Genomic DNA, 25,030 nt, shown 5'->3' on the forward strand with positions numbered 1-25,030 from the left:
GGTCACCGAACTGTCCGGTGACCACCCCGCCCTGGTCCTTACCTGAGAACCATCACGGGTTCTCGATGGTGATGAAGGGGTCCCACTGGAAGTACCCCTTCAACTGGCGGTGGTGGTCCAGGATCTGGAAGTAGAAGTGGTAGACGACCTTGCCGGGCTTTTTGACTGTCGTCCGCCAGTAGTGGTCCTGGTAGTTCTGGGTCACGAATTCCGGGCTGCCCTCGGAACCCTCTTTCGGCATCGGGTAGATGCCGTCGATGATCTCGATCTCCGGGGTCCTGATGAGCTGGTGGCCGGTGTCGCTGCTCACGTATTTGTACAGTAATGCCTTGTAGTCGCTGCCGAGCGACAGTGTCGTCTCGCGCCACCTGATGCTGTCCCCGGGTTCGGCGCGGAGGTTCAGTTCGGCGCCCGACGTGCCGACGATGTGGTCGTGGCGCGTGGTCATGTAGATGAGGTTGTGGTCGGCGTACGTCGGTGCGTCCGGGTTCCTCGACGCGTTGGGGTTCTGTTCGACGATCGTGGCCGCGTCGAACGCGATCAGTACGTTGAGATCAGCCATTTCCTGTCCCCTTCGATTACGGATACGGATACGGGCACGGGCACGGATTCAGGGCACCTTGTACGCCATCGCTCGCGGATAGTCGTGCCGGTGCAGGCGGACGCGGACCAGCAGGGTGCCGGCGTTGACCGGGTCGGTCGGGTCGGTGAGGCGGGTCAGCAGGTCGTCCAGCTCGGCGGTGTGGGCGAGGGTGAGCCCGTTCGCCGGGGTCTCCTTGCCGGCGAAGACGGCCGCGAGGCGGTCGTAGTGCCAGGGGTGGAGGACGTTGTAGAAGTCCGGGTCGGGGGAGCCGTGGTCGTCGGTCGCCGACGCTGTAGGTGACCGCCGCCGCGCCGACGCCGTGGATGCGGGCGTAGGCGTCGGCGGCCTGGCCCGCGCCGCCCTCGGTGGGCGTGCCGACCCACTCGATGTCGCCCTCGGCCCGGAGGGTGGTCAGGAAGGGGCCGAGGTGGTTGCCGGGGACGCCGAACAGGTGGGTGATGCCCAACTCGGCGAGGCGCAGGGCGAGATAGCGGGCGACCGTGCACCCGGGGGTGATCGCGGTCACGAGCGGTCCTCCCCCTGGGGAGCGTTCGGGTCCGGTTCGGTGACCGGCGGGGCCTGGTGGACGGCGACCGCGGCGCGCACGGCGCTCTCCAGGGCGCCCTCGATCCAGGCGTGCTTGAGGGAGGTGTGCTCCCCGGCGAAGTGCACGGGGCCCTCGGGCCGGGAGACGTCCAGGTGGAAGCTGGTCATCTGGTGCGCGGTGTAGATCGCCGCCTCGCCGAAGGCGTACGGGTCACGGGCCCAGCTCTTGGTGGCGCCCCGTCCGGTGAAGAACACCTCGATGCGGCGGCCGTGCAGGGCCTGGAGGTTGCGCAGGGCGTAGACGTAGCGCTCCGCGTTCCGCATGGAGTCCCAGCGGGCGGCGTCGTCGGACCAGGAGTACGAGGCGAGGACCACGCCGCCGGTGCTGCCCTCGACCCGGTGCGACGGGTAGTACATGAACCGGTTGGGGTTGTCGGCCGCGGAGCCCCCGCCGAAGCAGTGGGTGGCGGGGCGGACGGCGGGGCCGCGCAGCGGCATGGTGCTGTTGAGCTGCCGCATCTCCTCGGTGACACCACTGTCCTTGACGGCGGCACCGAGCAGCCCGGCGTCCGCGTCGGCGAGCGAGGGTGTGTGGGCGGGCTCGGTGCCCACCTCCAGCCCCAGCCGGTAGTACTCGTACACACCCGGTGCGATGCTCTCGAGCTCGCTGCGCCAGTCGTCCTCGGTGAACTCCCACCACCGGTGGCTGAACTCCAGCAGCACCTTGGTGGCCTGGTCGTAGTGGGTCTCGATGATGGCGCGGCGCTTCTTGTACGACATCGAGGGGACGATCTCCACGAAGCGCAGGGCGGAGAACGGGATGGTGACGATCGCCAGGTCGGCGGTCCACCGGCGCGGCGGGGCCTGCGGGTCGTTCTCGGCGACGGTCTGCACGGTGACGCCCCAACCGTCGGGTCCTGCGGCGGTTCCCTCGGGGTCGGCGTCGCGGCTGGGGTCGTGGTACTCCAGGCGGATCATGCGGTGGCCGAGCCGCACCTCGTCGCGCAGGCCCTCGTGGAGGGCGTGCGGCAGGCGCCAACTGCCGCCGGGTATCTCCCAGTAGCGGACGGCGGGATTGATGTCGCTGCGGCTCAGGAAGCTGTGGAAGAAGGAGAGGTGCAGCCGCGAGGACATGTTCTCCAGGGTCCCGACGGCCTCGATCGCCTCGTCGCTGAGGCCGGCGTGGTCGCGCAGGAAGCCGCCCATGGAGTAGCCGTCGAAGTCGCGGATCACCCGGGCCCAGCCCTCGACCCACTCGTCGAACGGCTTGTTGACGCGCTTGCCGTCGACGAGGTCGGAGTAGTAGTCGCGCACGCTCTCCAGCGCGTCGTCGACCATCTTCACGACGGGGGCGCGGACCTCGTCGCCGGTGAGGTGGAAGCCCTCGTTGATCCGCTCGGGAGTGGTGGCGTAGTCGGCACGCCGCACCTGGACGCGGTTGGTGCGGATCCAGGAGTTGCCGCGCTTGTCGGGTTCGCGGAAGTCGGGGCTGTCGTCGCCGTAGGTCCAGGTCCGGCCGGTGAAGGAGGTGTACGTCACCGGGGGGACGGGGACGTCGGGGCCGCTGCCGGTGGCGGGGTCCACGTCCACGTTGTAGAACTGGCGGCGGCCGAGCCCGAGCTTGTCGACGAGGGCGAGGACGAGCGGGTGGAAGTCGGGCAGCCGCATCGCGCCCGCCTCGGCGTACTGGGCGGGGTCCTCGAAGGGCTGGTGGTGCCTGGTGGCGCGGAAGGTCTTGATGCGTCCGCCGACACGGCTGGCGTTGGCCTCGATGATGGTGACGTCGTGACCGGCGTCCTTGAGCAGGCGGCCGGCGACGAGGCCGGTGATGCCGGCGCCGACGACGAGGATCTTCTTGCGCGGGTGGTGGGTGGGGCCGAGGCTGCCCGTGTCGATCAGGGTGTGGAGATAGCCGAGCTTGAGGTCCTTGTCGTCCGGCCCGACGAGGAGAAGTTCACGGGCGAGCTTGAGGCACGTCTGCCAGCGCGCACGGGTCGCGGAGTTGTCCCGTGGAGTGTCGGTCATGGTGGGAAATCGTAGATATGCAGAAACGATTACGTCGGTCCCCCGGTGAGTAAAGTCCTAAAAACACCGATCGCTTTTCTTGACGGAATTTCGGCTTGCTCGCATTTCTCCACGGGGACCGAAGTTCCGTCAGGGGCGGAAGAGCAAGGAGGCGAAGTCGAGGCAGAGAATTCACGCGCGGAATGTGGAAATCCTGGGAAGTCGATGGCGACAGTTCCGCCTGGCCTTTTCCCCGACGGCCTTTTCAACCCCGGCCCGGCAGCTGCGTCACGCCAAAACCGCGGTCATCCCGGTCCGGGGATCGTGCGCGCAACCGGGTTCGGCTGAAACGACTCTTCAGGGGAGGGCCGGCCGATGGGCCGGCCGTGTGGACGGGACGGCGGGCGGGGTTGATGAAGAAGCGGGGCGTTCTGCTGTGCTGTGGCGGGCTGGTCGTCGTACTGGCGGCCGTGGGTGTCGTGTGGTGGAACTGGTTCAGGGCGCCGTACTCGGTCGCCGGCTCGCCCCCGGTCGATGTGACCGTGCGGGCCGAGAAGTCCCGGTATCCCGATGTCCGGGAGACCGCCGAGGACGTCGACACCGTCGTACGGGCGTATGTGCAGCGGCTCAAGGCCGGTGACGTGGAGGGGCTCATGGAGCTCGCGGGGCCCGCGTACGGGGAGACCCGGGGCGCCGCGTACGAGCATGTGCGGGAGTTCGGCGAGGGGGCCCGGGGGCATGTCGAGGTCACCGTGCTGGAGGGGTCCGTCGACTACTTCAACCCCGTCCGGGTCACGTACGAACGGACCGGCCAGGAGCAGGAGTTGCTGCTGGTCAAGGACGACGGGTTCTGGTGGATCGGGTTGGGCGACGGCGACCCGGCGGCGGGGCGGTAGCGCGGAGGGCGGTAGCGCGGAGGGCGGTAGCGCGGAGGGCGGTAGCGCGGAGAACTTCCGCTACTTCTCGTACAGTTCCTCGATCTCCGCCGCGAACGACCTTTCCACGACCTCCCGCCGCAGCTTCATCGACGGGGTGAGGTGGCCCGCCTCCTCCGTGAAGCCGCCGGGGACGATGGTGAAGCGGCGGATGGATTCGGGGCGGGAGACCAGGCGGTTGGCCTCGTCCACCGCGCGTTGCAGGATCGCCCTCAAGTCCGCGTCCTCAGCGAGGTGTTCGAAGGCGATGTCGTGCTTGGCGTTCATCTGGCACCAGTGGGTGATGCCTTCGGGGTCGAGGGTGAGGAGCGCGGTCACGTAGGGGCGGCGGTCACCGACGACCATGGCGTGGGCGATGAGGGGGTGGGAGCGGAGCCAGTTCTCCAGGGGCGCCGGGGCCACGTTCTTGCCGCTGTCGGTGACGAGGATCTCCTTCTTACGGCCGGTGATCGTGAGGTACCCCTCGTCGTCCAGTTGCCCGATGTCACCCGTGGCGAACCAGCCGTCCGGGCTCGCGGGGACGACACCGCCGGCCTGCGGGTCCCAGTAGCCGCGGAAGATCTGGCCGCCGTGCAGGAGGATCTCGCCGTCGGCGGCGATACGGACCCGCGTGCCGGGGAGGGGGCGGCCGACCGTGCCCAGACGGGGCCGGTTGGGTGGGGTGACCGTCACGGCGGCCGTCGTCTCCGTCATGCCGTAGCCCTCGAAGACGTCGATGCCCGCGCCCGCGTAGAAGGCGGCCAGGCGCCTGCCGAGCGGGGAGCCGCCGCAGATCACGTAACGGACCCTGCCGCCCAGGGCTTTGCGGATGCGGCGGTAGACCAGGGGGTCGTAGAAGGTGCGGGCCGTCTTCAGGAAGGCGGAGGGGCCCGGGCCGGTGCCGTGTTGCTGCGCCTCCAGGGCCTCGCCGTAGCGGCGGGCCACGGCGGAGGCGCGGTCGTACGACGAGGCGCGGCCCATGCGTTCGGCGGAGGCGCGGGCCGTGTTGAAGACCTTCTCCAGGACGTAGGGGATCAGGAAGAGGAACGTCGGGCGGAAGGACTTGAGGTCGGCCAGGAGGTCCTCGGTGCGGAAGCTCGGCGAGTGGCCGACGCGGATCCGCGCCCGCATACACGCGATCGAGACCATGCGGCCGAAGACATGGGCGAGCGGGAGGAAGAGGAGGGTGGAGGCCTCCTCGTCCGTCTTCGCACGGAAGATGGGATAGAGGAGGTCGATCGCGTTGTCGACCTCGGCGCAGAAGTTGCCGTGGGTGAGGGCGCAGCCCTTGGGGCGGCCGGTCGTGCCCGAGGTGTAGATGAGGGTCGCGAGCGTGTCGGGGCCGAGCACCCCGCGCCGTACGGCCACTTCCTGGTCCGAGACGTCCCGGCCCAGTTCGGCGAGCCGGTCCAGGTGGCCCTTCTCGAAGACCCACATGTGGCGCAGGTCGGGGATGCGGTCGAGTTCCGGGCCGAGGGCGGCGGCCTGGCCCGCCGTCTCCACGGCGAGGGCCACCGCGCCCGAGTCCTGGAGGATCCAGCGGGTCTGGAAGACGGAGGAGGTCGGGTAGACGGGTACGGTCACCAGGCCCGCCGCCCAGGCGGCGAAGTCGAGGAGCGTCCACTCGTACGTCGTCCGCGCCATGATCGCGATACGGTCGCCCGGCATCAGGCCGTCGGCGATCAGGCCCTTCGCCAGCGCGAGCACCTCGGCGGCGAACTCGGCCGCCGTCACGTCCCGCCACCGGCCGTCGTCGCCGGCGCCACCGTCAGCACCTTCACCCGCCGTGCCCTCGCCCGCCGTGCCCCTGCCGACCGCGCCGCCGGCCTTGCGGCTGAGGACGACCGAGTCGGGGGCGTGGGCCGCGTTGTCGAACGGGATGTCCGCGAGCGACCCGTACGTCACGGGTGCGGCGAGGGCGGGGACGTACGCCTCTCGCACGATGCCGTCCAGCCGCTTCAACTCGGGTTCCACCAGCGCGGGTTCGATGCGTTCGAGGCTGGACACGGGCGGCTCCTGGGCGTTCGGTGTGTCCGGATCGTACGGGGTTGGTGTGTGAGGTTCGTGTGAGTGTGGCGATGGTCCGGAGGTGGAACGGGGCCGGGGATGTGCAGTGTCTCCGGTTGCCCGCGTGGCGCTCCCGTGCAGGTCAAGGGCGTACCAAGTTACCTGAGGGTCGTTCAGCTCCTAGGCTTCGGCGGTGCTCCGACAGGGCATTACCTTGGGTAACCTGACTTGTGAGTAACAAGGCCGCGCAGGCGAAGGGGGAATCAGTCCTATGCCCACCCTCACCCTCACCCAACCGCCCTCCCTCAGCCCCCTTCTCGCCCGAGGCGCCCTCCTCTCGCCGTGCAAGAGCCTCAAGCTCCCCCGCGCGGCCGACCGGTACGGCGCGGACGCGGCCGGCCGGCCCCACCCGCCCTCCCGGTTCGCCCGGCTGGTCCTCCCCGGCGTCCGGATCGACCTCGCCCGGCTCGCCGCGTACGAGCGCGTCTGCGGGTTCCCCACCGGAGAGGACGCCGTCCCGCTGACGTATCCACACATCCTCGGCTTCCCGCTCGCGATGCGGATCATGGCGGGCCGGGACTTCCCGTTGCCCCTCCTCGGACTCGTCCACACCTCGGTCGAGATCACCCAGCGGCGACCGCTGCCCGCCACCGGGGAGTACGAGATCACCGTGTACGTCGACGAGTTGACGCCCCATCGACGGGGCACCGAGGCGACGGTGGTGACCGAGGTGCGGGACGGGAGCGGAGACGGGGACGGGCACGGCGGCGGTGGGCACGGAGGCGGAGGAGGGGGAGACGTGGTCGCGTGGGAGTCGCGGAGCACGTATCTGGCCCGGCACCGGCGCATGGACGCTGCCCGTCGCGACGGGGGCGAGAGGGACGGCAGGGGCGGCGAGCGGGGTGCGCGGACGCGGACGCAGGGTGCGCGGAAACCCTTGCCCGGGGTTGCCGAGTGGCGGCTGGCCGGGGATGTCGGGCGGCGGTACGGGGCAGTGTCCGGGGACCGTAATCCGATCCATCTGCACGCGCTCAGCGCACGCCTGCTCGGCTTCCCCCACGCGATCGCGCACGGCATGTGGACGGTGGCCCGCTGCCTCGCCGAGCACGGCACACCCCCGGCGACCCTCGTCCGCGCGGAGTTCCGGGCACCGGTACCGCTGCCGAGCACGGTGACGTACGCGGCGGACGGGCAGGCGTGGGGCGGCTTCGAGCTGCGGAGCGGGAGCCTCGGCGAGGGAGCGGGGGCCCAGGGAGCGGGGGCCCAGGGGACGGCGGCCGGGGGAACGGCGGCCATGGGGGGACGGGTCCATGTGAGGGGCCACGTCTACCCGCTCGTCGCCTGAGACCTAACCGGTCCGGGCCGGGACGTGAGGCGTGGCCTCCTCGTCGTCCGTGCGGGTCGGAGGTGTCCAGGGGCGGCCTTGCATGAGGTCGCCGAGGCCGGCCCAGGCGAAGTTCATGAGGGTGGCGGCGGCCTGGCGGGCGGTGATCCCGGGCGTGGCGTTGGCCCAGGCGGCGAGGGCCTCGGCGGCGCCGACGAGGCCCTCGGCGAGACCGACGACCTCACGCTCGGGCAGGGACGGGTCACGGCGGGCCTGCCGCGCGGCGACCAGGATCAGCCCGGTCACGAACGCGACCATCTCCTCCCGCATCGCCGCCACTTCGGCGGCGAACGGTTCGCCGTGCGTACGGGCCTGGAGATGCAGTACGGCCCAGGCGTCCGGGTTGCGGGCGGTGTGCGTGAAGAACGCCCGCAGCCCCTCCCAGAGTTGGCGGTCGGCGGGCAGCTCGGGGTCGACTCCGGCGCGTACGGCGGTGGTGAGCGCCTTGGCCTCGCGGCGGATGCAGGCCGTGAAGAGGTCTTCCTTGGAGTTCAGGTACAGGTAGACCAACGGCTTGGACACGCCCGCCAGTTCGGCGATCTCGTCCATCGACGCGGCCCGGTAACCGCGCTGCCCGAAGGTCCGCACCGCCGCGTCCAGCATCTGCTGTTCCCGCACCGCGCGGGGCATCCGTTTGCTCTTCACAGCACCCATGCGGGCCAGCGTACGGTTCCGGCGACGCGTACGGACCTGGGCGTCGCGTGGGTGATCTTTGCCGGGGGCTCTCGGAGGGGCCTAGGAAGCCTGGCTCGACGTCGGCTGGGCGGTCTTGGCGGCCGCGACGGACTCGACGTCCTCGTTGTCCTTGTCGGCCGTCGCGTCGGCGGCCGCGTCGGTCGTCGCCGGGGTCTGCGTCCTCGCCGCGTCGTCGGCCTCGTCCTCCTGGCTGCGGTTGGCGGCGAGGTTGGACTTGACGCGGTCGATGGAGCGGTCGAGGCGGGGCGCGATCTGGGCGGCGGCCTGGTCGCGCTGCTTGCGGAGGGCGACGAAGCTTATCGGCGCGGAGACCACGAGGGAGAGGAGGACGATCCACATGCCGTTGGAGGCGCCGAGGCCGCGCGGGGCGACGCCGGAGTAGACGAGGGCCCAGACGACCACGAAGCAGCCCACGAAGATCCCGAGGCGCATCAGTGTGTAGCGGAGCATCTCAATCCACTCTTTCGTTTCCGTTCCGGACAGTGCCACAGGGCATCGTCCAGTGAAGCACGGTCGAGGGGCGATCTTGCAGGGGGGTCTCGCCGCTCGAGCCCCCAGTCGGGTCTCACGTCAGGGAGAGCAGCATCGTGATGTCGTCGCGGTGGTCGTCGGGGGCGACCCGGATGGCGCCGGGGACTCGGCCGACCTCCTTGTAGCCGCAGGAGGCGTAGAAGTGCTCCAGGCCGAGGCCGCCTCGGCAGGTGAGGCGGATGGCGTCTATGCCGTCGAAGTCCCGGGCCGCGGTTTCGGCCGCCCGCATGAGGTCGCGGCCGTAGCCCTTGCCCTGGTGGGCGGGGTGGACCATGACTGTGTACAGCCAGACCCAGTGGGTCATCAGGCGGTGAGTGTTGAAGCTGAAGAAGGCGGTGGCGGCGGGGGTGCCGGTGGTGTCCAGGCCGAGGAGGAGGCGGTGTCTGCCTTCTGCCATGGCGGTGAGGTGCTTGAGGAGTTCCGGGCGGATCGCTTCGCGGGTGACCGGGGGGACGAAGCCGACGGCTCCGCCGGTGTTGGAGACGTCCGTCCAGAGGGTGAGGATGCCGTCTCGGAGGGTGGGGGTGAGGGGTGGGTCGAGGTGGAACGTAAGGGGCATGGGGTGACCGTAGTCATTACGTGTGGCTCACCTCAAGAGGGATTCGCCCCCGCCGCCCCTACCCGTCCCAGCCCCCAGGGGCGGTGCCCCTTCGACCCCCAGCCGACCGCCCGGTGGGGCTTCTCGCGCAGTTCCCCGCGCCCCTGAAAAAAGCGGGGCTGCGCCCCGGCTTTTTTCAGGCCCGCAGGGCCTGACGCTTCAGGGGCGCGGGGAACTGCGCAACCGGCCCCCTTCAGACCCGCATCGGCTGCGGGGACTCCCTGCGCGCCGGGTCCGGGCCGTCGTACTCGCGGATGACCTCGTAGCGGGTGTTGCGTTCCACGGGGCGGAAGCCCGCGTCGCGGATGAGGTCCAGCAGGTCCTCGCGGGTCAGTTTGTTCGGGGTGCCGTAGTTGTCCGCGTCGTGGGTGATCTTGTATTCGACCACCGAGCCGTCCATGTCGTCGGCGCCGTGCTGCAGCGCCAGCTGAGCCGTCTGGACGCCGTGCATGACCCAGAAGACCTTGACGTGGGGGACGTTGTCGAACAGTAGCCTCGACACCGCGAAGGTCTTCAGGGCCTCCGCGCCCGTCGCCATCTGGGTGCGGGCCTGGAGGCGGTTGCGTACCTTGCCGTCCTTCATGTCCACGAAGTCGTGCTGGTAGCGGAGGGGGATGAAGACCTGGAAGCCGTTCGTCTCGTCCTGGAGCTCACGCAGACGCAGGACGTGGTCCACCCGGTGACGCGGTTCCTCGATGTGGCCGTAGAGCATCGTGCAGGGGGTCTTGAGGCCCTTCTCGTGCGCCAGGCGGTGGATCCTCGACCAGTCCTCCCAGTGGGTGCGGTGGTCGACGATGTGCTGCCGGACCTCCCAGTCGAAGATCTCCGCGCCGCCGCCGGTGAGGGATTCGAGCCCGGCGTCGATCAGCTCGTCCAGGATCTCCGACGCCGACAGGCCGCTGATCGTCTCGAAGTGGTGGATCTCCGTGGCCGTGAACGCCTTCAGCGACACGTTCGGGAGGGCCGCCTTCAGCTCCTTCAGCGAGCGCGGGTAGTAGCGCCACGGCAGGTTGGGGTGCAGGCCGTTGACGATGTGCAGCTCGGTGAGGTTCTCGCCCTCCATCGCCTTGGCGAGCTTCACCGCCTCCTCGATGCGCATCGTGTACGCGTCCTTCTCCCCCGGCTTGCGCTGGAAGGAGCAGTACGCGCACGACGCCGTGCACACGTTGGTCATGTTGAGGTGGCGGTTGACGTTGAAGTGGACGACGTCGCCGTTCTTCCGCGTCCGCACCTCGTGCGCCAGACCGCCCAGCCAGGCCAGGTCGTCCGACTCGTACAGCGCGATGCCGTCCTCGCGGGTCAGCCGCTCACCGGAGCGGACCTTCTCCTCCAGCTCGCGCTTGAGCCCGACGTCCATGCCTCCGCCTCTCCTCACCGACAAAACTCCTGCAACCGTACGCCTACTCCTCGTCCGGCAACTCACCCACCCGGTTCTCCCACTTCGTGGACAGCACGATCGTGGTACGGGTCCGGGAGACGCCCTTCGTGCCGGAGAGCCGGCGGATGGTCTTCTCCAGACCGTCGACGTCGGGGGCGCGCACCTTGAGCATGAACGAGTCGTCGCCCGCGATGAACCAGCAGTCCTCGATCTCGGCCAGGTCCCGCAGCCGGTCCGCCACGTCCTCGTGGTCGGCGGCGTCGGAGAGGGAGATGCCGATGAGCGCGGTCACCCCGAGGCCGAGGGAGGCCGCGTTGACGGTGGCGCGATAGCCGGTGATGACACCGGCCGCCTCCAGCCGGTTGATGCGGTCGGTGACACTGGGTCCCGACAGGCCGACGAGGCGTCCCAGCTCCGCGTAGGAGGCCCGGCCGTTCTCCCTCAGGGCCTGGATGAGCTGCCTGTCCACCGCGTCCATGCGATCGGTTGCCTTCCGCTGAAGAGTTGCGTTGTGGGTGATGGGTGTTCCACCGATGATCGGTGTCGGTCGTTGCCGATCGATGCCGATCGGTGTTGGTCGGTGTTGGTCAGTGAGACGAGAGTGGTGCCGGTCAGTGAGACGAGAGTGGTGCTGGTCGGTCAGATGAGAGTGGTGCCGGTGACGTCACCTGTGGGAGTCGCGCGCCCCGCCCACGTCGCCCTCCCACCGCCGGTACAGGGTGTGCGGGACGCCCGCCGCGTCCAGCGCCCGTCCGGCGACGAAGTCCACCAGGTCCTGGATGTGCGTGGCCCCCGCGTAGAAGGCCGGGGAGGCCGGCAGTACGGTCGCGCCCGCGTCGTCCAGGGTCACCAGGTGCCGCAGGGTCTGCCCGTTCAACGGGGTCTCGCGTACGGCGACGACCAGGCGCCGGCCCTCCTTGAGGGTCACGCTCGCCGCCCGCTGGAGCAGGTCCTTGCTCAGTCCCAGGGCCACGCCCGCGACGCACGCCGTCGACGCGGGGACGATCAGCATCCCCTTGACGGGGTACGACCCGGAGGACGGTCCGGCGGCCAGATCGCCGGCGCTCCAGTGCCGTACCCGGTCGCCGTCGACGTCCACGGTGAAGGTGCCGGGCTTGCCGTCGGCCCCACGGGACAGCCATTCCCGCAGGTCGTCACGCCAGTGTGCGTCCCGGAAGGAGATTCCCGTCTCGTCGAGCAGCGTCAGCCGCGAGGCCCGGGACACCACGAGGTCGACGCTCTCGCCGGCGGCGAGGAGTGCGCGCAGTACGGCCGCGGCGTATGGGGTGCCGGATGCGCCGGAGACCCCTACGATCCAAGGCGTACGCGGCGTCTCTCCTGGCTTGACTGGGTTCACGACACCGAGCCTATCCGGCGTCGTGGGACGGGAACCGGTCAAGGGGGCACGGCCGTTTCCTTCAGGGGACGAGTTGAGTCGGGGGTTCGACATGGCTGGTGGAATGCGTGGGGCGCTGAGTCCGGAGCGGGAGTGGTCGCGCCGGGACCGTGCGAAGGCCGCGGCCAAGCTGATGGTGGGCTGGGTGGCGCTGCTGTGGCTGCTCGAAGTGATCGACGTGGCGAGCGGTCACTCCCTGGACGACTTCGGGATCATTCCGCGCTCGGTGCCGGAGCTGGTCGATGTCGTGCCCGCCTCGTTCATCCACTTCGGCTTCGCCCATGTCGCCGCGAACAGCGTGCCGCTGCTGGTGCTGGGCTTCCTCTCGGCGCTGGGCGGGCTGCGCCGCTTCGCCGCCGTGTGTGCGCTGATCATCGTCGCGGACGGACTGGGGGTGTGGCTGATATCCCCCGACAACACGAACACGGCGGGCGCGTCGGGCGTCGTCTTCGGGCTCTTCGGGTTCCTGCTGGTCAGCGGGTTCGTCGAGCGTCGGCTGCTGGGGGTCGCGGTGGGTGTCCTCGTAGCCGCCGTCTGGGGCGGCTCGATCCTCGGGGGCATCGCCCCGACCGAGACCGGCATCAGCTGGCAGGGCCATCTGATCGGGTTGGTGACGGGGGTGATGGCGGCGTTCGTTTTCCGGCGGCGCGAACCCCGTACAGCGCTCACCGCGTAGGGCGCGCCTTCGGGTTCACGGGGAGCCGGCCGGTGGCGATCGTGAGCTTGCCGAGCGGGGTGTCGAGTGTCAGGTCAGGGCCGTAGGGGATGGTGTCGCGGCCCTGGTAGCCGTCGGGGCCGGGGTTCCACATCATGACGGCTTGGCCCCTGAGCGGGTCCAGGATCACATAGTGGGTGATGCCTCGGGAGGCGTACCGGCGAGGCTTGATCTCGTAGTCCCGGCGGATGCTTTCCGGCGACACCACTTCAGCTACGAATTCGATCAGATCGGCGGGGTACGCGCTGCGGTTCTCCGCCGCCGCCTCCGCCGGGATGACCGCGAGGTCCGGGCAGAACTCGTTGGCGTCGTCGCAAGGGAACGCCACATCGCTCACCAGCGCCCGGTCCGGCGGAAGCTGCTCCTCCAGGCTCGTCCACACCCCCAGGATCGTCTGCCCGTGGAACGGCCTGACGGGGTTCAGCATGATGCTGCCCTCGACGATCTCCGTCAGATAGCCGGGGAACATGTCCTCCAACCTGCTGAGCTGCGCGTGCATGCGGTCCTTGCTTGAGACGGTCACGCCGGCCTCCCTTGGTGTCCCCACCCCCGATGGTGGGCCGCACCGTAATCAGAGGGTCAGACCGCGAACCAGAAGATCGAGCAAGGCGCACACGAACAGGGCAATGCCGATGAAGCCGTTGACGGAGAAGAACGCCCGGTTCAGGCGGGACAGGTCGTGTGGCCGCACGATCGTGTGCTCGTACACGAACGCGCCCGCGACGATCGCGAGGCCCAGCCACAGGAACGCGCCCGCGTCGGTGACGACGGCGTACCAGACGAACAGCGCGGTCGTCAGCGCGTGGCACACCCGCGCCGCCCAGACCGCCGCCGGGATGCCGAAGCGGGCCGGGACGGACAGGACGCCCGACTCGCGGTCGGAGTCGACGTCCTGGCAGGCGTAGATGAGGTCGAAGCCGCCGATCCAGATGCCCACCGCCAGGCCGAGGACGACCGCGTCCCAGGACCACTCCCCCGTGATCGCGAGCCAGCCGCCGACCGGGCCCATGGCCTGGGCGAGGCCGAGGATCGCCTGGGGGTAGTTCGTGAAGCGTTTGCCGTACGGGTAGACCACCATCGGGATCACGGCGACGGGGGCCAGGGCGAGGCAGAGCGGGTTCAGCAGGGCCGCCGAGCCGAGGAAGACGACGACCGCGATCAGCGCGCCCGTCCAGGCGTGCTTGACCGACATCGCGCCGGTCACCAGCTCGCGGTGGGCCGTGCGCGGGTTACGGGCGTCGATCTCTCGGTCGATGATCCGGTTGACCGCCATCGCGAAGGTGCGCAGACCGACCATGCAGATGGTGACCAGGAGCAGCCGGACCCAGTGGATGTTGCCGTCCAGCTGGAACATGGCCGTGAGCGCGGCGATGTAGGCGAAGGGGAGCGCGAAGATCGAGTGCTCGATCATCACGAGGCGGAGGAAGGCCTTGGTGCGGCCCGGTTGCTGCGGGATCGCCGCCGACGCGCTGGTCACAGGCCGTACTCCTTCCAGCGGCGGTCGACGAGCGCCGCCGTGGCCGGGTCCGACTCGACCATGTCCGGCCAGCCCCCGTCCCGGGTGTAGCCCTCCTCGATCCACTTCTTCGTGGCGTCGATGCCGGCCTTGCCGCCCCAGAACTGCTGGTAGGAGGCGTGGTCCAGGTGGTCCACCGGGCCCTCGACGACGGTCAGGTCGCGGGCGTAGTCCGTGTTGCCGAGCGCGCGCCAGGCGACCTCGTGGAGGTCGTGGACGTCGCAGTCGGAGTCGACCACCACGATCAGCTTGGTCAGGGACATCATGTGGGCGCCCCAGATGGCGTGCATGACCTTCTGCGCGTGCTTCGGGTACTTCTTCTCGATCGAGATGATCGCGCAGTTGTGGAAGCCGCCGGCCTCGGGGAGGTGGTAGTCCACGATGTCCGGGACGATGATCTTCAGGAGCGGGAGGAAGAAGCGTTCCGTCGCGCGGCCCAGCGGCCCGTCCTCCGTCGGCGGGCGGCCCACCACGATCGACTGGAGCAGCGGGCGCTTCCGCATCGTCACGCAGTCGATCTTCAGGGCGGGGAACGGCTCCTGCGGGGTGTAGAAGCCGGTGTGGTCGCCGAACGGGCCCTCGGGGAGCATCTCGCCCGGCTCCAGCCAGCCCTCGATCACGACCTCGGCGTTCGCCGGCACCTGCAGCGGCACCGTCTTGCAGTCGACCATCTCGATCCGCTTGCCCGCGACGAACCCGGCGAACAGGTACTCGTCGATGTCACCGGGGAGGGGCGCGGTCGAGGCGTACGTCACCGCAGGCGGGCAGCCGAAGGCGATGGCGACCGGCAGACGCTCGCCGCGCTTGGCGGCCACCTGGTAGTGGTTGCGGCTGTCCTTGTGGATCTGCCAGTGCATGCCGATGGTGCGCTTGTCGTGGCGCTGGAGGCGGTAGAGGCCGAGGTTGCGTACGCCGGTCTCGGGGTGCTTGGTATGGGTGAGCCCGAGGTTGAAGAAGGAGCCGCCGTCCTTGGGCCAGGTGAACAACGCCGGCAGCTGGTCCAGATCCACGTCGTCGCCCTGGAGGACCACCTCCTGTACGGGCGCGCTGTCCGGCTTCACCTTCTTCGGCGGGACGTGGGTCATCGCGCCGAGCTTCCCGAACGCCTCGCGCACGCCGACGAAGCCCTGCGGCAGCTCGGGCTTGAGCAGGCCGCCGATCTTCTCGCTGATCTCGCCGTACGACTTGAGGCCGAGGGCCTTCAGCAGGCGGCGGTCGGTGCCGAAGACGTTCATCGCGAGGGGCATCGAGGAGCCCTTCACGTTCTCGAAGAGCAGGGCGGGGCCGCCGGCCTTGTTGACCCGGTCGACGATCTCCCCGACCTCCAGGTAAGGGTCGACTTCGGCCTTGATGCGCTTGAGATCGCCCTCGCGCTCCAGTGCGCGGAGCAGGGAGCGAAGATCGTCGTAAGCCATGGGGACAAGTATCCCCGAGGGGCTACCCTGACCCCGTCACGGGGCCCGGCGCACGGCCTCGCCGTCATTTCCAGGGGCCGGTACGCGCGGCCCGCCACCGCTTCCAGGGGGCTGTTCCATGCTCAGGGTGTTGATGTACCTCGTGCCGTTGGCGCTGACGATCTACGCCTTCATCGACTGCCTCAACACCCCCGAGGACGAGGCGAAGCACCTGCCGAAGATCGCCTGGGTCTTCATCATCCTGCTCTTCTGGATCGTCGGCCCGATCGCGTGGCTCGCCGCGGGCAAGCTCCGCAACGCCCCCGCCGACGGGCGCACGCCCTCCGAGTGGCACCGCAACCACCGCACGCAGTACGTCGCCCCCGACGACAACCCCGAGTTCCTGAAGTCCCTCGCCGAGGACAACAAGAAGGACGAGTCCCTGCTCAAGAGCTGGGAGGCCGACCTGCGCCGCCGCGAGGAGGAGTTGAAGCGGCAGGACGACGAGACGGGCGAGAAGGACAGTAAGGGCGACATGCGGGACAAGGGTGAGAAGGGCGAGAAGAAGGACGGCGACGAGTAACCGCGAGGAGCAGCGGCGAGCCGTCAGTCCTCGCGCAGGACGAGGGTCAGCAGGCCCGGGAAGCGGGCGTCGAACTCCTCGCGGCGCAGGCGGTTGACGCGCTTGGCGCCCTCGTCGCGCTGCTCGACGAGCCCGGCGCCGCGCAGTACGGCGAAGTGGTGACTGAGGGCGGCCTTGCCGATGGGCACGTCGAAGCTGCCGCAACTGCGCGTCCACACCGGGGAGTCCGCCAACTCCCGTACCAGCGTGATGCGTACGGGATCGGCGAGGGCCGCGAGGGCGGTCAGGACCGGGACGTCGTCGGGGTGGGTGTGCTCCGGGGCCGCCCGGTGGCCGGTGCGTTCCGTCATGCCCGCCTTCTTCCCTCTCGTCCCGCCGTCACCCGCCGCCATCCGCCGCCATCCGTCTGCGGCATCCGTCCGCGCCATTCGTGCGCGGCATCCATGCACGGCATCCGTCCGCGGCTCTCCGACGCTTCTTGCGGAGTGTTCGATGAGAACCATACACTCGCGACTGTTCGCTTTTCATTGAACAGTCGGGCGGGAGTCCTGCATGCGCGCGATCGAGTTCCAGGAGTACGGCGACCCCGAGGTCCTGAAGGTGGTGGAGGCGGAGGCCCCCGAGCCCGGGCCGGGACAGGTGAGCGTCGAGGTGGCGTACGCGGGGGTGAACTTCGCCGACCTGAAGGCCCGCGCCGAGGGCTACCGGGTGCCGGCACTCCCCTACCGCCCCGGTCTGGAGGTCTCCGGGCGGGTGCGCGCGCTCGGCGAGGGCGTCACCGGGCTGAGCGTGGGGCAGCAGGTGACCGCGCTGACGGACGCCGGCGCGTACGCGGAGGTCGTGGTGGCCGACGCGGTCACGGTCTTCCCCCTGCCCGAGGGCATCGACCTCCGTACGGGCGCCACGCTGCCCACCGTGCTGCCGACGGCGTACGCCCTCGTGCACACGGTGGGGCGGCTGCGGGCCGGTGAGACCGTGCTCGTGCAGGGCGCGGCGGGCGGGATCGGCACCGTGGCGGGGCAGTTGGCGAAGGCGGCGGGTGCCGGGGCGGTGTACGGGGTCGTGTCGGACGCCGCCAAGGCGAAGCACGCGCTGGGCCATGGCTACGACGAGGTCTTCGCCGGTACGGCCGCCACCGGGTTCTTCGTGGACGAGGTGCGCGCCGCGACCGGGGGCCGTGGCGTCGACCTGGTCCTCGACCCCGTCGGCGGCGACACCCTCCGCGCCGGTCTCGCCTCCCTCGCCCCCTTCGGCCGCCTCGTCTCCTTCGGCAACGCGAGCGGGGAGCGGCCGTGGAGCGTGGGCCAGCCCGAGCTGTACCCCCTCGGCCTGACCGTCTCCGGCTTCTCGATCCTCGCCCTCGCCAAGTCGGCGCCGTCCGAGCTCCGCGCCCTCGCCGAGCGGGCCTTCGCCACGGTCGTCGACGGGGCCGTGTCCCTGCCGGTGACCGCCGAGTTCGACCTGGCGGACGCGGCGGAGGCGCATGCGCTGATGGGGACACGCAGGAGCGTGGGGAAGCTGCTGCTGCGGGTGGGCGGGGGCGAGGGCGAGGGCGAGAACGGCGACGGGGCGTAGGACCGCCGTCCCCCTCGGTCCCTGGGCCTCAGCCCCTGGGCCTCAGTCCGTCGGCGTCTGTTCCATCTTGTCGACGACGGCGACCTCCAGCAGGGCCCGGCTGTCCGACCCCAGGTACTTGAGGGTCTTCTTGTCGAAGACCCAGACGTCGCGGTCGTCGCCCTCGCCGAAGACGAGACCGATGCCCTCGCGGCCGGCGGCGTCCTCCGCGTTGTCGACGACCCGCACACCCGGCACACGGGCGGCGGCACGGTACAGCGCGCCGTTCAGCTCGGGCAGCAACTGCGCCCCGTCGAGCATCGTGCCGATGTACTCCATCGCGGCCCACTCATGGGTCGGGCCCTGTCCGGTCGTGGCGGCCCACACCTTGTCGTACAGCTTGTCGGGGTCCGTGGGGAGCGCCTCCAGCTGGTCGTAGTAGCTGTTGTTCGGGTCGGCGTAGAGCGTCATGTCCTCGGTCGGGCTCTCCAGGCGCTTCTTGACGAGCTCGTCCGGCAGCCCCTCGAGCGACGGCCGCCCGCCCAGCCAGGTGGTGCGGGCCAGCCCCTTCCTCTTGCCGTCGACGGAGATCCAGTCCGTCCGCCGGTACGAGTACTCCTTCGGGTTCTCCGGCGTCTTCCACTCCCCGTCCACCACGGTCACGCCGTCCCGCGCCGTGCCCTGCGTCCTGATGTAGAGGTACTGGTCGTCGCGCACGGGTGTCGCACGCCCCTCCGTCGTGACCGTGGCGATGCGCTTGAGCAGCCCCGCCGCCTCCTCGTCGACGGTGGGCCCCCGGCCGGCCAGACCCGTCACGACCACCGTGGCGAGGACCGCCGCGGCCACCCCGAGCGGCATCGCGACCACGACGAACCGGCGGCGCGAGCGGGATGAGAGGTACGAGAGGGGGGAGCGGGAGGGGCGGGAGAGGACTGACTCGTCGGACTCGGAGGTCCGCCCGCCGGTGATCCGGACGGTGGCCTCGCCGGTGATCTCCTGCATCAGGTGGTCCTCAAGCCGCGACAGACGGTCGTCCGGCAGGAGCGGGTCGCCCGGGCTCGGCAGCAACCGTGCCAGTTCCTCGCGTTCCATGGGGTTCATCGGTGCCTCTTCTCTGCCTGGGCCTGAGCCCGCGCCTGTGCCTGGGCCTGGGCCGGCGGGGCCGCCTCGGTGCCGTCATCCGGTACCTGTCCGTCGCCGGGGAGGGGTCTCGCTCCCTCCGGCCGTACGGCGGGCCGCCGTACCGGCTGCCGCGCGAGTTCCGCCTCCGCGAGCCCGCGCAGCCGCTGCCGGGCGCGGGCCAGGCGCGACCGTACGGTGCTGACCGGCACGTCCAGGGATTCGGCGGCGGCCGCGTAGCTCAGCCCCGACCAGACACACAGGGCGAACACCTCGCGCTCACGGCGGCGGAGCTTGGCCAGGGCGGCGCGGGCGGCGGCGAGCCGGTCGGCGCCCTCCATCCGGCCGACCAGTTCGTCGGCGAAGTCCGGCACGGTCTCGCGTTCGGCGTGGCGCTCCGGGAGCCGGGCGAGGGCCGCGCTGTGCCGTCGGGCGGTGCGGCGGGTGTTGCGCAGCACGTTGGTGGCGATGCCGAAGAGCCAGGCCCGCAGGCTGTTGTCGCCGTCGCCGGAGGCGGGCACCTCGGCGTCCGGCAGCAGCTTCTCGCGGAGCCGCCACGCCTCCAGGAAGGTCAGTGAGACGACGTCCTCCGCGGTGTTCCGGTCCGCCGTCAGCCGCGCGGCATGGCCGTAGACGGCCTGCGCGTGCTCGCGGAAGAGGCTGCTGAACGCCTCGGGATCACCCGTACGCAAGCGTGCCCGTAGAGAATGTTCCACGCCCTCCCCTGTCCGCCCGACACCAGACGTCCCTGTGACCCCGGTCACAGGGAGAGCCCCCGGCCCCCGCCCCGCCCCCGCTCGCCGAACCGCCCTAACCTTCCATCCGATGTCCCGATCCGAACACCCCCCGGCCGCCGCCCGCCTCCGCCCCGTGGACCTGGCCCGGCTCTCCGGTGTGTCCACGCAGCAGATCCGCAACTACGAGGAGGCGGGGGTGCTGCCGGCCGTGCCGCGCACGGACTCCGGGTACCGGGTCTTCGGGGAGGCGCACCGGCGGGCGCTGCTGACGTACCGGGCGCTGTCGAAGGGGTACGGGGCGGTGGCGGCGACGCGGATCATGCGGAGCGTGCACGAGGGGGACGTGCCCGGCGCGCTGGCCCTGGTGGACGCGGCGCACGCGGCGCTGCACGCGGAGCGGGTGTCGCTGCGGGCGACGCGGGAGGCGCTGCGGACGCTGGCCGGGGAGCCGCCCGAGGACGACGTTCCGGACACCGACCTGCTGATCGGCGAGGTCGCCGCGCTGCTCGGGGTCCGCACGTCCACGCTCCGGGTCTGGGAGGCCGCCGGGCTCCTCTCCCCCCGCCGCGAACACGGCACCAACTACCGCCACTACACCCCCGAAGAGGTACGCGACGCCCGCTTCATCCTCGCGCTCCGCCGCAACCACTACCTCCTCGACGACATCCGCCCCGTCCTGGAGGACCTCCGCCACGAGGGCGGCACCGAGGCGCTCCACACCGCGATCGCCACCCGCCACACCACCCTGACCACCCGCACGACGGCGATGCTGGAGGGCGCGGGCCACCTCCACACGTACCTGACGGCCGACGCCGCGCCGAGCTGAGGACCGGCTCCGGGCGCGTGCGGCAACCGGGGCCTCCCTGCCCGACGACCGGCCCCGCCCCATCCGACGGCTGCCCCCGCCCCATCCCATGGCGGCCCCCGCCCCATCCCACGGCGGTCCCGCCCCCTACCTTCGTCGCTCAGCCCTAGACCATCGGCCGACGGCGGTACGGCGCCTGTCTCCGCAGACTGGCTCCACGTCACAGGGAGGAGTGGGCCGATGAGGGTCGGGCGGGGGCAGTTCCTGGGGATGGTGGCCGGGGTCGCGGGGGCGGTGGTGTTGCCGACGACGCGGGCGGCGGCGTTGGTCGAGGGGATGGAGAGCCGGCCGCGTGGGCTGTCGTACCGGAGTGTCGTCTACGAGGTCGGGGCGGGGGACACGCCCGGTACGGCGTGGAGCGCGGCGCGGGTGCGGCGGGACATGCGGGCCATCCGGCAGGAGCTGCGGGCGGACGCGGTCAAGGTGACCGGGGACGGGGTGGAGCGGCTGACGCGTACCGCGGCCGAGGCGGCGGAGCGCGGGCTGAACGTGTGGCTGGAGCCGACGCTCGGGGACGCGCCGCGCGAGGACATCCTCGACCATCTCGCGGAGACGGGACGGTTCGCGGAGGGGCTGCGGCGGCAGGGCGTCGACACGCACTTCAGCGTGGGTTGCGAGTTCTGGCTGTTCGTGCCGGGGATCGTGCCCGGCGACCACGTCCTGGAGCGCGTGGAGAACCTGCTGAACGGGAACTACGACCCGGAGCACATGATCCGCGAGCTGCGCGCCTTCACCGCACGCGCCGCCGCCGTCGGCCGCTCCGTCTTCCGGGGCCGCCTCACGTACGCCGCCGCCGACGAGGAGGCCCTCGACTGGGTCGACTGGACCCCCTTCGACATCGTCGGCCTCGACTACTACGCCAGCCACCCGACCCGCTCCGCCCACATCCGCGACCTCAAGCGGTATCTCAGGCACGGCAAGCCGCTCTCCATCCAGGAGTACGGCTGCTGCACCTTCGAGGGTGCCGCGGAGATGGGCGGCATGGGATGGAACGTGGTCGACCACGAGAAGGTGCCGCCGGAGATCAAGGGCGACCTCACCCGCAGCGAGGCCACCCAGGCCGCGTACCTCACCGGAGCGCTGAGCGCCTTCGAGGCGATGGGGCTCCACGCCGCCCACGCCTTCACCTTCGTCTCCCCGGACTCCCCGCACCGCCCCGACAACCCCCGCCTCGACCTCGACATGGCGAGCTACGGCCTCGTGAAGCCGATCCAGGACCGCCCCGGCGACCCGGACACCGACTGGCACTGGGAGCCGAAGGAGGCGTTCCACGCGCTGGCACGGGCGTACGGCCGGGCCGGCCCCTGCTGACCCTGCTGACCCTGCCGACCTGCGGACTGCTGACCCGCTGAGGCGATACGGCCCAGAAAAGGGCAAGAAGTGGCATACGCCTCGCCGCAGGTCGATGATGGACGAAGAGTAAGAAGGTGATAATCACGAACGGCCGAGCCGGAGAAGCGCCGTTCCTCGTCGCGACAGCCGTCCGCCGAGGACCGGGTTTCCGCGCCCGAGGCCATGCGGAGCGCGATCGAGCAGCTCACCGAGCTGCTGGGGCGAGTTCCCGAATCTGTTTCCGCGCTGAAGCCGACCGACGAGGGCTGGGAGGCCCCGGTCGAGGTCATGGAGCTGGAGCGCATCCCGCAGACAACCAGTGTGATGGCCGCCTACCGGGTCGTTCTGGATCCCGTGGGCAACCTGCTGGCGTACGAACGAGGACGCCGGTACACGCGCGCGCAGGTCGACCGGGGCTCCCGCTGAGCCGCCGAAGCCGCAGCCGAAGGCTGCCGGTGAGGCACAGCCGCCGGTGAGGCACAGCCGCCGCTGAGGCACAGCCGCCGCTGCGGCCGCGTGGCTCGACCCCCGTCGCACGTGTGGTGCCGCAGGGCGATGGCGGCGCCGTCGCCGCCCGTGGCGGTGGCTCGGGAAACCTCTGCGCCGTGCTGGAACTCGTCCTCGACCGAGGCTTGGTCATCGACGCGTTCGTACGGGTCTCCCTGGTAGGCATCGAGATCCTGAAGATCGACGCCCGGGTGGTCGTGGCCAGCGTCGACACGTATCTGCGGTTCGCGGAGGCGTGCAACCGGCTGGACCTGGAGTCGGGCCGCAAGGCCCCCTCCCAGCTGACGGACATCGTCGGGAACACCGTCGAGTCGGGTGCCCGGGGCAAGAGCAAAGGGGCGCTCACGGGCGCGGTCGAGGCCGTCACCGAGTCGCTCCAGAAGAAGCGCGGGGACGACGAGGACCGCGAGTCCGGGCGCGAGAAGCAGCGTGTGCGCTCCGAGCGGGGCGCGAGCCGCCGTTCCTCCAGAGAACGTGAGGAGTGAGCGAGCCGATGTCCGTGTACGTCTACGCGATCACCAAGGCGGCGCATCCGCTGGGCCTGGACGACGTCAAGGGCGTCGGTGAGGAACCCGCCGAACTGCACGCAGTCAGCGGCGGCGGGCTGAGCGCCGTCGTCAGCGAGAGCCCCGAGGACCTGTCGGTGAGCCGGCGGGACGTCGAGGCGCACCACGAGGTCCAGGAGCGGCTGTGGGCCGACGGCGCCATCCTGCCGATGAGCTTCGGCTTCGTCGCCCAGGACGAGGCCGCCGTCGAGGCCCTGCTCCAGGAGCGGGCCGAGGCGTTCTCGAAGCGCCTCGACGAGCTCACCGGGCGCGCGGAGTTCAACGTCAAGGGCGTCCAGGACGAGGACGCGCTCCTGCGCACCGTCCTGACGGAGTCGTCGCGGGCGCGTGAGCTGAACGACGCGATCCGCGAGGGCGGCGGGACGTACGAGGACCGCCTCGCCCTGGGCGAGTTGGTGGCGCAGGAGGTACAGGCCCGCGAGGAGGCGCTGGGCGAGGAGGTCCTCACCACGCTGCGGCCGTACGCCCTGGACGAGCGGATCTCCCCGGCGTCCCAGCAGTACTTCGTGAACGCCTCCTTCCTGGTGGACGGCGAACGGTCCGAGGAGTTCGCCGAGGCCGGCGGGGAGCTGGCGGAGGCCCTGGGAGAGGGGGTGGAGCTGCGGCTGCGCGGCCCGCTGCCGCCGTACAGCTTCGTATGACCCGTACGACCTTGAGGAGGCGACGTGGTGGGACTGGTCGGGACCATTCTGGGCGTGTCCGAGGGCTCGACCGAGCGTCGCCGCCCCCGCGCCACCGAGCGGAGGACCCGCGAGGCGGCACCCCGCGAGGAGCGCCGTACGGACGAGCCCCGCCGCAAACGGCGCAAGGCCGTGACCGACGAGGGCGACGCGGGCGGCGAGGACCGGGGCTGACGAGGACCGACCCGGAGAATCGGAGGAAGGGCCCGGCCGACGATGAGCGCGTACGGCGATGACGCCGGTTACGGCGACTACGGCGACTACGACCGCCCGATCAGCGGGCGCCAAGTGGCCCTGATCGACCTGCTCGACCGGCTGCTCAGCGGCGGGGTCGTCCTCACCGGCGGTCTGGTCCTGAGCATCGCCGACATCGACCTGGTGCGGGTCTCGCCGCGGGCGGTGATCGTCGCGGTGCGCGAGCAGATGGACGAGCAGTTCGCGCCCGCCCTCCCGCAGCAGGCGCATGAGCCGACGTATCTGGAAGGGGGCGGCCATGGCGACGACACCCCCGCCTGACGGCCCCCACACGGACCGCCTCCGTGAGGTGGCCGAGGCCGCGACCCGCGCGTTCTCCCTGCTGCCCGCGCGGCCGGAAGAGGTCGCTCCGCCTCCCGGCGGAGGCGGGGCAGTGGCCCGTCGGCTGCGCACCGATCCCGACACGGTGGAGCGGGACCTCGTCCTCACCATCGTCGAACTGCTCCGCCAGCTGATGGAGCGGCAGCCCCTGCACCGCGTGGACGCGGGCGGCCTGACCGAGGAGCAGGAGGAACGCCTCGGCATGACCCTGATGGTCCTCCACGAACGTATGACCGAACTCTGTGACCACTACGGCCTCACCCTGGACGACCTCAACCTCGACCTCGGCCCGTTGGGCACCCTCCTCCCACCGCCCAGCACGTGACCCGGGCGGTGGGTGGGCAGAGTGAGGTCATGCTCATGGATCAGGCACAGGCACGCCGATGGCTCGCCACCGCCGTGGCGGAGGCCAGGGTGGGACTCGCCGAGGGGGGCATCCCCATCGGCGCCGCGCTCTACGGCCCCGACGGCACCCTCCTCGGGCGCGGGCACAACCGCCGTGTCCAGGACGGCGACCCGTCCATGCACGCCGAGACGGCGGCGTTCCGGGCGGCGGGCCGGCAGCGGACGTATCGCGGTACGACGATGGTGACGACGCTGTCGCCGTGCTGGTACTGCTCGGGTCTGGTCCGGCAGTTCGGGATCTCCCGGGTGGTGGTCGGGGAGGCGTCCACCTTCCTCGGCGGACACGGCTGGCTGGCCGAGCACGGCGTGGAGGTCGTGGTGCTGGACGACCGGGAGTGCGTGTCCCTGATGCGCGACTTCATCAAGCACAACCCCGCCCTATGGAACGAGGACATCGGTGAGTGACCCCGTGACGACGCCCGCGGCCCCCGACGGCCCGCACAT

Annotated in this window: 28 protein-coding genes and 2 pseudogenes; 14 read left to right on the plus strand and 16 right to left on the minus strand. The window is 70.8% G+C overall.

Features of this window, described 5'->3' with window-relative positions:
* Window positions 1–52: 52 nt before the first annotated feature.
* The 3 genes and pseudogenes from ACWD26_RS33615 to ACWD26_RS33625 all read right to left on the minus strand — a co-directional run bounded on the left by ACWD26_RS33615 (window position 53) and on the right by ACWD26_RS33625 (window position 3,154).
* Window positions 53–562, minus strand: coding sequence for an inclusion body family protein (locus tag ACWD26_RS33615; RefSeq protein WP_451275745.1), 510 nt, complete (start codon window positions 560–562; stop codon window positions 53–55).
* Window positions 563–866: 304 nt separating this feature from the next.
* Window positions 867–1,109, minus strand: a pseudogene (locus tag ACWD26_RS33620) (thiamine pyrophosphate-binding protein); the annotation flags it as partial.
* Window positions 1,106–3,154 (minus strand): flavin monoamine oxidase family protein, encoded by a 2,049-nt coding sequence (locus ACWD26_RS33625; protein ID WP_451275746.1) that lies wholly within the window; start codon window positions 3,152–3,154, stop codon window positions 1,106–1,108. The gene ACWD26_RS33625 and the pseudogene ACWD26_RS33620, both read right to left, overlap by 4 nt.
* A gap of 392 nt (window positions 3,155–3,546) precedes the next feature.
* On the opposite strand from ACWD26_RS33625, the gene ACWD26_RS33630 reads away from it, so the two are divergent.
* The gene (locus ACWD26_RS33630; protein WP_451275747.1) at window positions 3,547–4,029 is read left to right on the plus strand and encodes a hypothetical protein; all 483 of its coding nucleotides are present in this window, start codon (window positions 3,547–3,549) and stop codon (window positions 4,027–4,029) included.
* A 60-nt stretch (window positions 4,030–4,089) separates the two neighbouring features.
* Here ACWD26_RS33630 and ACWD26_RS33635 read toward each other — a convergent pair whose 3' ends face one another.
* Window positions 4,090–6,054, minus strand: a complete 1,965-nt coding sequence (locus ACWD26_RS33635) for an AMP-dependent synthetase/ligase (protein ID WP_451275748.1) — start codon at window positions 6,052–6,054, stop codon at window positions 4,090–4,092.
* Window positions 6,055–6,325: 271 nt separating this feature from the next.
* On the opposite strand from ACWD26_RS33635, the gene ACWD26_RS33640 reads away from it, so the two are divergent.
* Window positions 6,326–7,399 carry a MaoC/PaaZ C-terminal domain-containing protein gene (locus ACWD26_RS33640; protein ID WP_451275749.1) on the plus strand — a complete coding sequence of 358 codons (1,074 nt, stop codon included), beginning with the start codon at window positions 6,326–6,328 and terminating at the stop codon, window positions 7,397–7,399.
* A 3-nt stretch (window positions 7,400–7,402) separates the two neighbouring features.
* On the opposite strand, the gene ACWD26_RS33645 is transcribed toward ACWD26_RS33640, so the two are convergent.
* From ACWD26_RS33645 to ACWD26_RS33670, 6 genes are all read right to left on the minus strand, one after another.
* The gene (locus ACWD26_RS33645) at window positions 7,403–8,092 is read right to left on the minus strand and encodes a TetR/AcrR family transcriptional regulator (protein ID WP_451275750.1); all 690 of its coding nucleotides are present in this window, start codon (window positions 8,090–8,092) and stop codon (window positions 7,403–7,405) included.
* An 81-nt stretch (window positions 8,093–8,173) separates the two neighbouring features.
* A complete protein-coding gene (locus ACWD26_RS33650; protein WP_451275751.1) occupies window positions 8,174–8,584 on the minus strand; it encodes a DUF4229 domain-containing protein in 411 nt (136 codons plus the stop codon).
* A 115-nt stretch (window positions 8,585–8,699) separates the two neighbouring features.
* Window positions 8,700–9,224, minus strand: a complete 525-nt coding sequence (locus tag ACWD26_RS33655) for an N-acetyltransferase family protein (protein WP_451275752.1) — start codon at window positions 9,222–9,224, stop codon at window positions 8,700–8,702.
* Between the two features lie 232 nt (window positions 9,225–9,456).
* Window positions 9,457–10,620, minus strand: a complete 1,164-nt coding sequence (gene mqnE, locus ACWD26_RS33660; RefSeq protein ID WP_451275753.1) for an aminofutalosine synthase MqnE — start codon at window positions 10,618–10,620, stop codon at window positions 9,457–9,459.
* A gap of 43 nt (window positions 10,621–10,663) precedes the next feature.
* Entirely contained in the window at window positions 10,664–11,119 is a 456-nt protein-coding gene (locus tag ACWD26_RS33665; RefSeq protein ID WP_451275754.1) for an Lrp/AsnC family transcriptional regulator, read from the minus strand.
* 186 nt (window positions 11,120–11,305) lie between these two features.
* A complete protein-coding gene (locus ACWD26_RS33670; protein ID WP_451275755.1) occupies window positions 11,306–11,998 on the minus strand; it encodes a UbiX family flavin prenyltransferase in 693 nt (230 codons plus the stop codon).
* 91 nt (window positions 11,999–12,089) lie between these two features.
* On the opposite strand from ACWD26_RS33670, the gene ACWD26_RS33675 reads away from it, so the two are divergent.
* Window positions 12,090–12,713 carry a rhomboid family intramembrane serine protease gene (locus ACWD26_RS33675; protein ID WP_451275756.1) on the plus strand — a complete coding sequence of 208 codons (624 nt, stop codon included), beginning with the start codon at window positions 12,090–12,092 and terminating at the stop codon, window positions 12,711–12,713.
* Here ACWD26_RS33675 and ACWD26_RS33680 read toward each other — a convergent pair.
* The 3 genes from ACWD26_RS33680 to ACWD26_RS33690 are packed head-to-tail and all read right to left on the minus strand — an operon-like array spanning window position 12,703 to window position 15,683.
* Complete coding sequence (locus tag ACWD26_RS33680) at window positions 12,703–13,275, minus strand: Uma2 family endonuclease (protein ID WP_451275757.1); 573 nt, start codon at window positions 13,273–13,275, stop codon at window positions 12,703–12,705. The genes ACWD26_RS33675 and ACWD26_RS33680 overlap by 11 nt on opposite strands.
* Before the next feature lie 48 nt (window positions 13,276–13,323).
* Entirely contained in the window at window positions 13,324–14,229 is a 906-nt protein-coding gene (mqnP, locus tag ACWD26_RS33685; protein WP_451275758.1) for a menaquinone biosynthesis prenyltransferase MqnP, read from the minus strand.
* Window positions 14,226–15,683 carry a menaquinone biosynthesis decarboxylase gene (locus ACWD26_RS33690; RefSeq protein WP_451275759.1) on the minus strand — a complete coding sequence of 486 codons (1,458 nt, stop codon included), beginning with the start codon at window positions 15,681–15,683 and terminating at the stop codon, window positions 14,226–14,228. Before ACWD26_RS33690 ends, mqnP begins: the two co-directional genes overlap by 4 nt.
* A 118-nt stretch (window positions 15,684–15,801) precedes the next feature.
* Here ACWD26_RS33690 and ACWD26_RS33695 point away from each other — a divergent pair, with 118 nt between their 5' ends.
* On the plus strand, window positions 15,802–16,245 hold the full coding sequence (locus ACWD26_RS33695; RefSeq protein ID WP_451275760.1) for a PLD nuclease N-terminal domain-containing protein: 444 nt from the start codon (window positions 15,802–15,804) through the stop codon (window positions 16,243–16,245).
* Window positions 16,246–16,268: 23 nt separating this feature from the next.
* On the opposite strand, the gene ACWD26_RS33700 is transcribed toward ACWD26_RS33695, so the two are convergent.
* Window positions 16,269–16,595: an ArsR/SmtB family transcription factor gene (locus tag ACWD26_RS33700; protein ID WP_451275761.1), complete on the minus strand. Its 327-nt coding sequence runs from the start codon at window positions 16,593–16,595 to the stop codon at window positions 16,269–16,271.
* A gap of 202 nt (window positions 16,596–16,797) precedes the next feature.
* Between ACWD26_RS33700 and ACWD26_RS33705 the strand changes: the two genes are divergently transcribed.
* Entirely contained in the window at window positions 16,798–17,820 is a 1,023-nt protein-coding gene (locus tag ACWD26_RS33705) for a quinone oxidoreductase family protein (RefSeq protein WP_451275762.1), read from the plus strand.
* Between the two features lie 42 nt (window positions 17,821–17,862).
* Here the strand turns inward: ACWD26_RS33705 and ACWD26_RS33710 are convergent, their stop codons facing one another.
* Together ACWD26_RS33710 and ACWD26_RS33715 are read right to left on the minus strand one after the other, a co-directional pair.
* Window positions 17,863–18,900 (minus strand): CU044_5270 family protein, encoded by a 1,038-nt coding sequence (locus ACWD26_RS33710; protein ID WP_451275763.1) that lies wholly within the window; start codon window positions 18,898–18,900, stop codon window positions 17,863–17,865.
* The gene (locus ACWD26_RS33715; RefSeq protein ID WP_451275764.1) at window positions 18,897–19,634 is read right to left on the minus strand and encodes an RNA polymerase sigma factor; all 738 of its coding nucleotides are present in this window, start codon (window positions 19,632–19,634) and stop codon (window positions 18,897–18,899) included. Before ACWD26_RS33715 ends, ACWD26_RS33710 begins: the two co-directional genes overlap by 4 nt.
* A 109-nt stretch (window positions 19,635–19,743) precedes the next feature.
* On the opposite strand from ACWD26_RS33715, the gene ACWD26_RS33720 reads away from it, so the two are divergent.
* The 9 genes and pseudogenes from ACWD26_RS33720 (at window position 19,744) to ACWD26_RS33760 (ending at window position 24,991) form a co-directional block, all read left to right on the plus strand.
* Window positions 19,744–20,481 carry a MerR family transcriptional regulator gene (locus tag ACWD26_RS33720; protein ID WP_451275765.1) on the plus strand — a complete coding sequence of 246 codons (738 nt, stop codon included), beginning with the start codon at window positions 19,744–19,746 and terminating at the stop codon, window positions 20,479–20,481.
* A gap of 219 nt (window positions 20,482–20,700) precedes the next feature.
* A complete protein-coding gene (locus tag ACWD26_RS33725; protein WP_451275766.1) occupies window positions 20,701–21,831 on the plus strand; it encodes an abortive phage infection protein in 1,131 nt (376 codons plus the stop codon).
* A gap of 135 nt (window positions 21,832–21,966) precedes the next feature.
* Window positions 21,967–22,278 (plus strand): annotated as a pseudogene (locus ACWD26_RS33730) (gas vesicle protein GvpO); the annotation flags it as partial.
* Window positions 22,279–22,391: 113 nt separating this feature from the next.
* Window positions 22,392–22,844 carry a gas vesicle structural protein GvpA gene (locus tag ACWD26_RS33735; protein ID WP_451275767.1) on the plus strand — a complete coding sequence of 151 codons (453 nt, stop codon included), beginning with the start codon at window positions 22,392–22,394 and terminating at the stop codon, window positions 22,842–22,844.
* A gap of 8 nt (window positions 22,845–22,852) precedes the next feature.
* Complete coding sequence (locus tag ACWD26_RS33740) at window positions 22,853–23,566, plus strand: GvpL/GvpF family gas vesicle protein (protein ID WP_451275768.1); 714 nt, start codon at window positions 22,853–22,855, stop codon at window positions 23,564–23,566.
* Window positions 23,567–23,590: 24 nt separating this feature from the next.
* Entirely contained in the window at window positions 23,591–23,779 is a 189-nt protein-coding gene (locus ACWD26_RS33745) for a hypothetical protein (protein ID WP_451275769.1), read from the plus strand.
* Between the two features lie 42 nt (window positions 23,780–23,821).
* Window positions 23,822–24,121 carry a gas vesicle protein gene (locus tag ACWD26_RS33750; protein WP_451275770.1) on the plus strand — a complete coding sequence of 100 codons (300 nt, stop codon included), beginning with the start codon at window positions 23,822–23,824 and terminating at the stop codon, window positions 24,119–24,121.
* Complete coding sequence (locus tag ACWD26_RS33755) at window positions 24,099–24,506, plus strand: gas vesicle protein K (RefSeq protein ID WP_451275771.1); 408 nt, start codon at window positions 24,099–24,101, stop codon at window positions 24,504–24,506. The genes ACWD26_RS33750 and ACWD26_RS33755 overlap by 23 nt, the downstream gene beginning before the upstream one ends.
* A gap of 35 nt (window positions 24,507–24,541) precedes the next feature.
* A complete protein-coding gene (locus ACWD26_RS33760) occupies window positions 24,542–24,991 on the plus strand; it encodes a nucleoside deaminase (RefSeq protein ID WP_451275878.1) in 450 nt (149 codons plus the stop codon).
* Window positions 24,992–25,030 lie beyond the last annotated feature (39 nt).

The sequence above is a fragment of the Streptomyces sp. NPDC002787 genome (assembly GCF_053592095.1).

Excerpts from the sequence above, each read along its gene's own strand:
- ACWD26_RS33615 (WP_451275745.1), bottom strand. The coding sequence starts at position 562 with ATGGCTGATCTCAACGTACTGATCGCGTTCGACGCGGCCACGATCGTC.
- ACWD26_RS33625 (WP_451275746.1), bottom strand. The coding sequence starts at position 3,154 with ATGACCGACACTCCACGGGACAACTCCGCGACCCGTGCGCGCTGGCAG.
- ACWD26_RS33630 (WP_451275747.1), top strand. The coding sequence starts at position 3,547 with ATGAAGAAGCGGGGCGTTCTGCTGTGCTGTGGCGGGCTGGTCGTCGTA.
- ACWD26_RS33640 (WP_451275749.1), top strand. The coding sequence starts at position 6,326 with ATGCCCACCCTCACCCTCACCCAACCGCCCTCCCTCAGCCCCCTTCTC.
- ACWD26_RS33645 (WP_451275750.1), bottom strand. The coding sequence starts at position 8,092 with ATGGGTGCTGTGAAGAGCAAACGGATGCCCCGCGCGGTGCGGGAACAG.
- ACWD26_RS33650 (WP_451275751.1), bottom strand. The coding sequence starts at position 8,584 with ATGCTCCGCTACACACTGATGCGCCTCGGGATCTTCGTGGGCTGCTTC.
- ACWD26_RS33655 (WP_451275752.1), bottom strand. The coding sequence starts at position 9,224 with ATGCCCCTTACGTTCCACCTCGACCCACCCCTCACCCCCACCCTCCGA.
- mqnE (WP_451275753.1), bottom strand. The coding sequence starts at position 10,620 with ATGGACGTCGGGCTCAAGCGCGAGCTGGAGGAGAAGGTCCGCTCCGGT.
- ACWD26_RS33665 (WP_451275754.1), bottom strand. The coding sequence starts at position 11,119 with ATGGACGCGGTGGACAGGCAGCTCATCCAGGCCCTGAGGGAGAACGGC.
- ACWD26_RS33675 (WP_451275756.1), top strand. The coding sequence starts at position 12,090 with ATGGCTGGTGGAATGCGTGGGGCGCTGAGTCCGGAGCGGGAGTGGTCG.
- ACWD26_RS33690 (WP_451275759.1), bottom strand. The coding sequence starts at position 15,683 with ATGGCTTACGACGATCTTCGCTCCCTGCTCCGCGCACTGGAGCGCGAG.
- ACWD26_RS33695 (WP_451275760.1), top strand. The coding sequence starts at position 15,802 with ATGCTCAGGGTGTTGATGTACCTCGTGCCGTTGGCGCTGACGATCTAC.
- ACWD26_RS33700 (WP_451275761.1), bottom strand. The coding sequence starts at position 16,595 with ATGACGGAACGCACCGGCCACCGGGCGGCCCCGGAGCACACCCACCCC.
- ACWD26_RS33705 (WP_451275762.1), top strand. The coding sequence starts at position 16,798 with ATGCGCGCGATCGAGTTCCAGGAGTACGGCGACCCCGAGGTCCTGAAG.
- ACWD26_RS33710 (WP_451275763.1), bottom strand. The coding sequence starts at position 18,900 with ATGAACCCCATGGAACGCGAGGAACTGGCACGGTTGCTGCCGAGCCCG.
- ACWD26_RS33720 (WP_451275765.1), top strand. The coding sequence starts at position 19,744 with ATGTCCCGATCCGAACACCCCCCGGCCGCCGCCCGCCTCCGCCCCGTG.
- ACWD26_RS33725 (WP_451275766.1), top strand. The coding sequence starts at position 20,701 with ATGAGGGTCGGGCGGGGGCAGTTCCTGGGGATGGTGGCCGGGGTCGCG.
- ACWD26_RS33740 (WP_451275768.1), top strand. The coding sequence starts at position 22,853 with ATGTCCGTGTACGTCTACGCGATCACCAAGGCGGCGCATCCGCTGGGC.
- ACWD26_RS33750 (WP_451275770.1), top strand. The coding sequence starts at position 23,822 with ATGAGCGCGTACGGCGATGACGCCGGTTACGGCGACTACGGCGACTAC.
- ACWD26_RS33755 (WP_451275771.1), top strand. The coding sequence starts at position 24,099 with ATGGCGACGACACCCCCGCCTGACGGCCCCCACACGGACCGCCTCCGT.
- ACWD26_RS33760 (WP_451275878.1), top strand. The coding sequence starts at position 24,542 with ATGGATCAGGCACAGGCACGCCGATGGCTCGCCACCGCCGTGGCGGAG.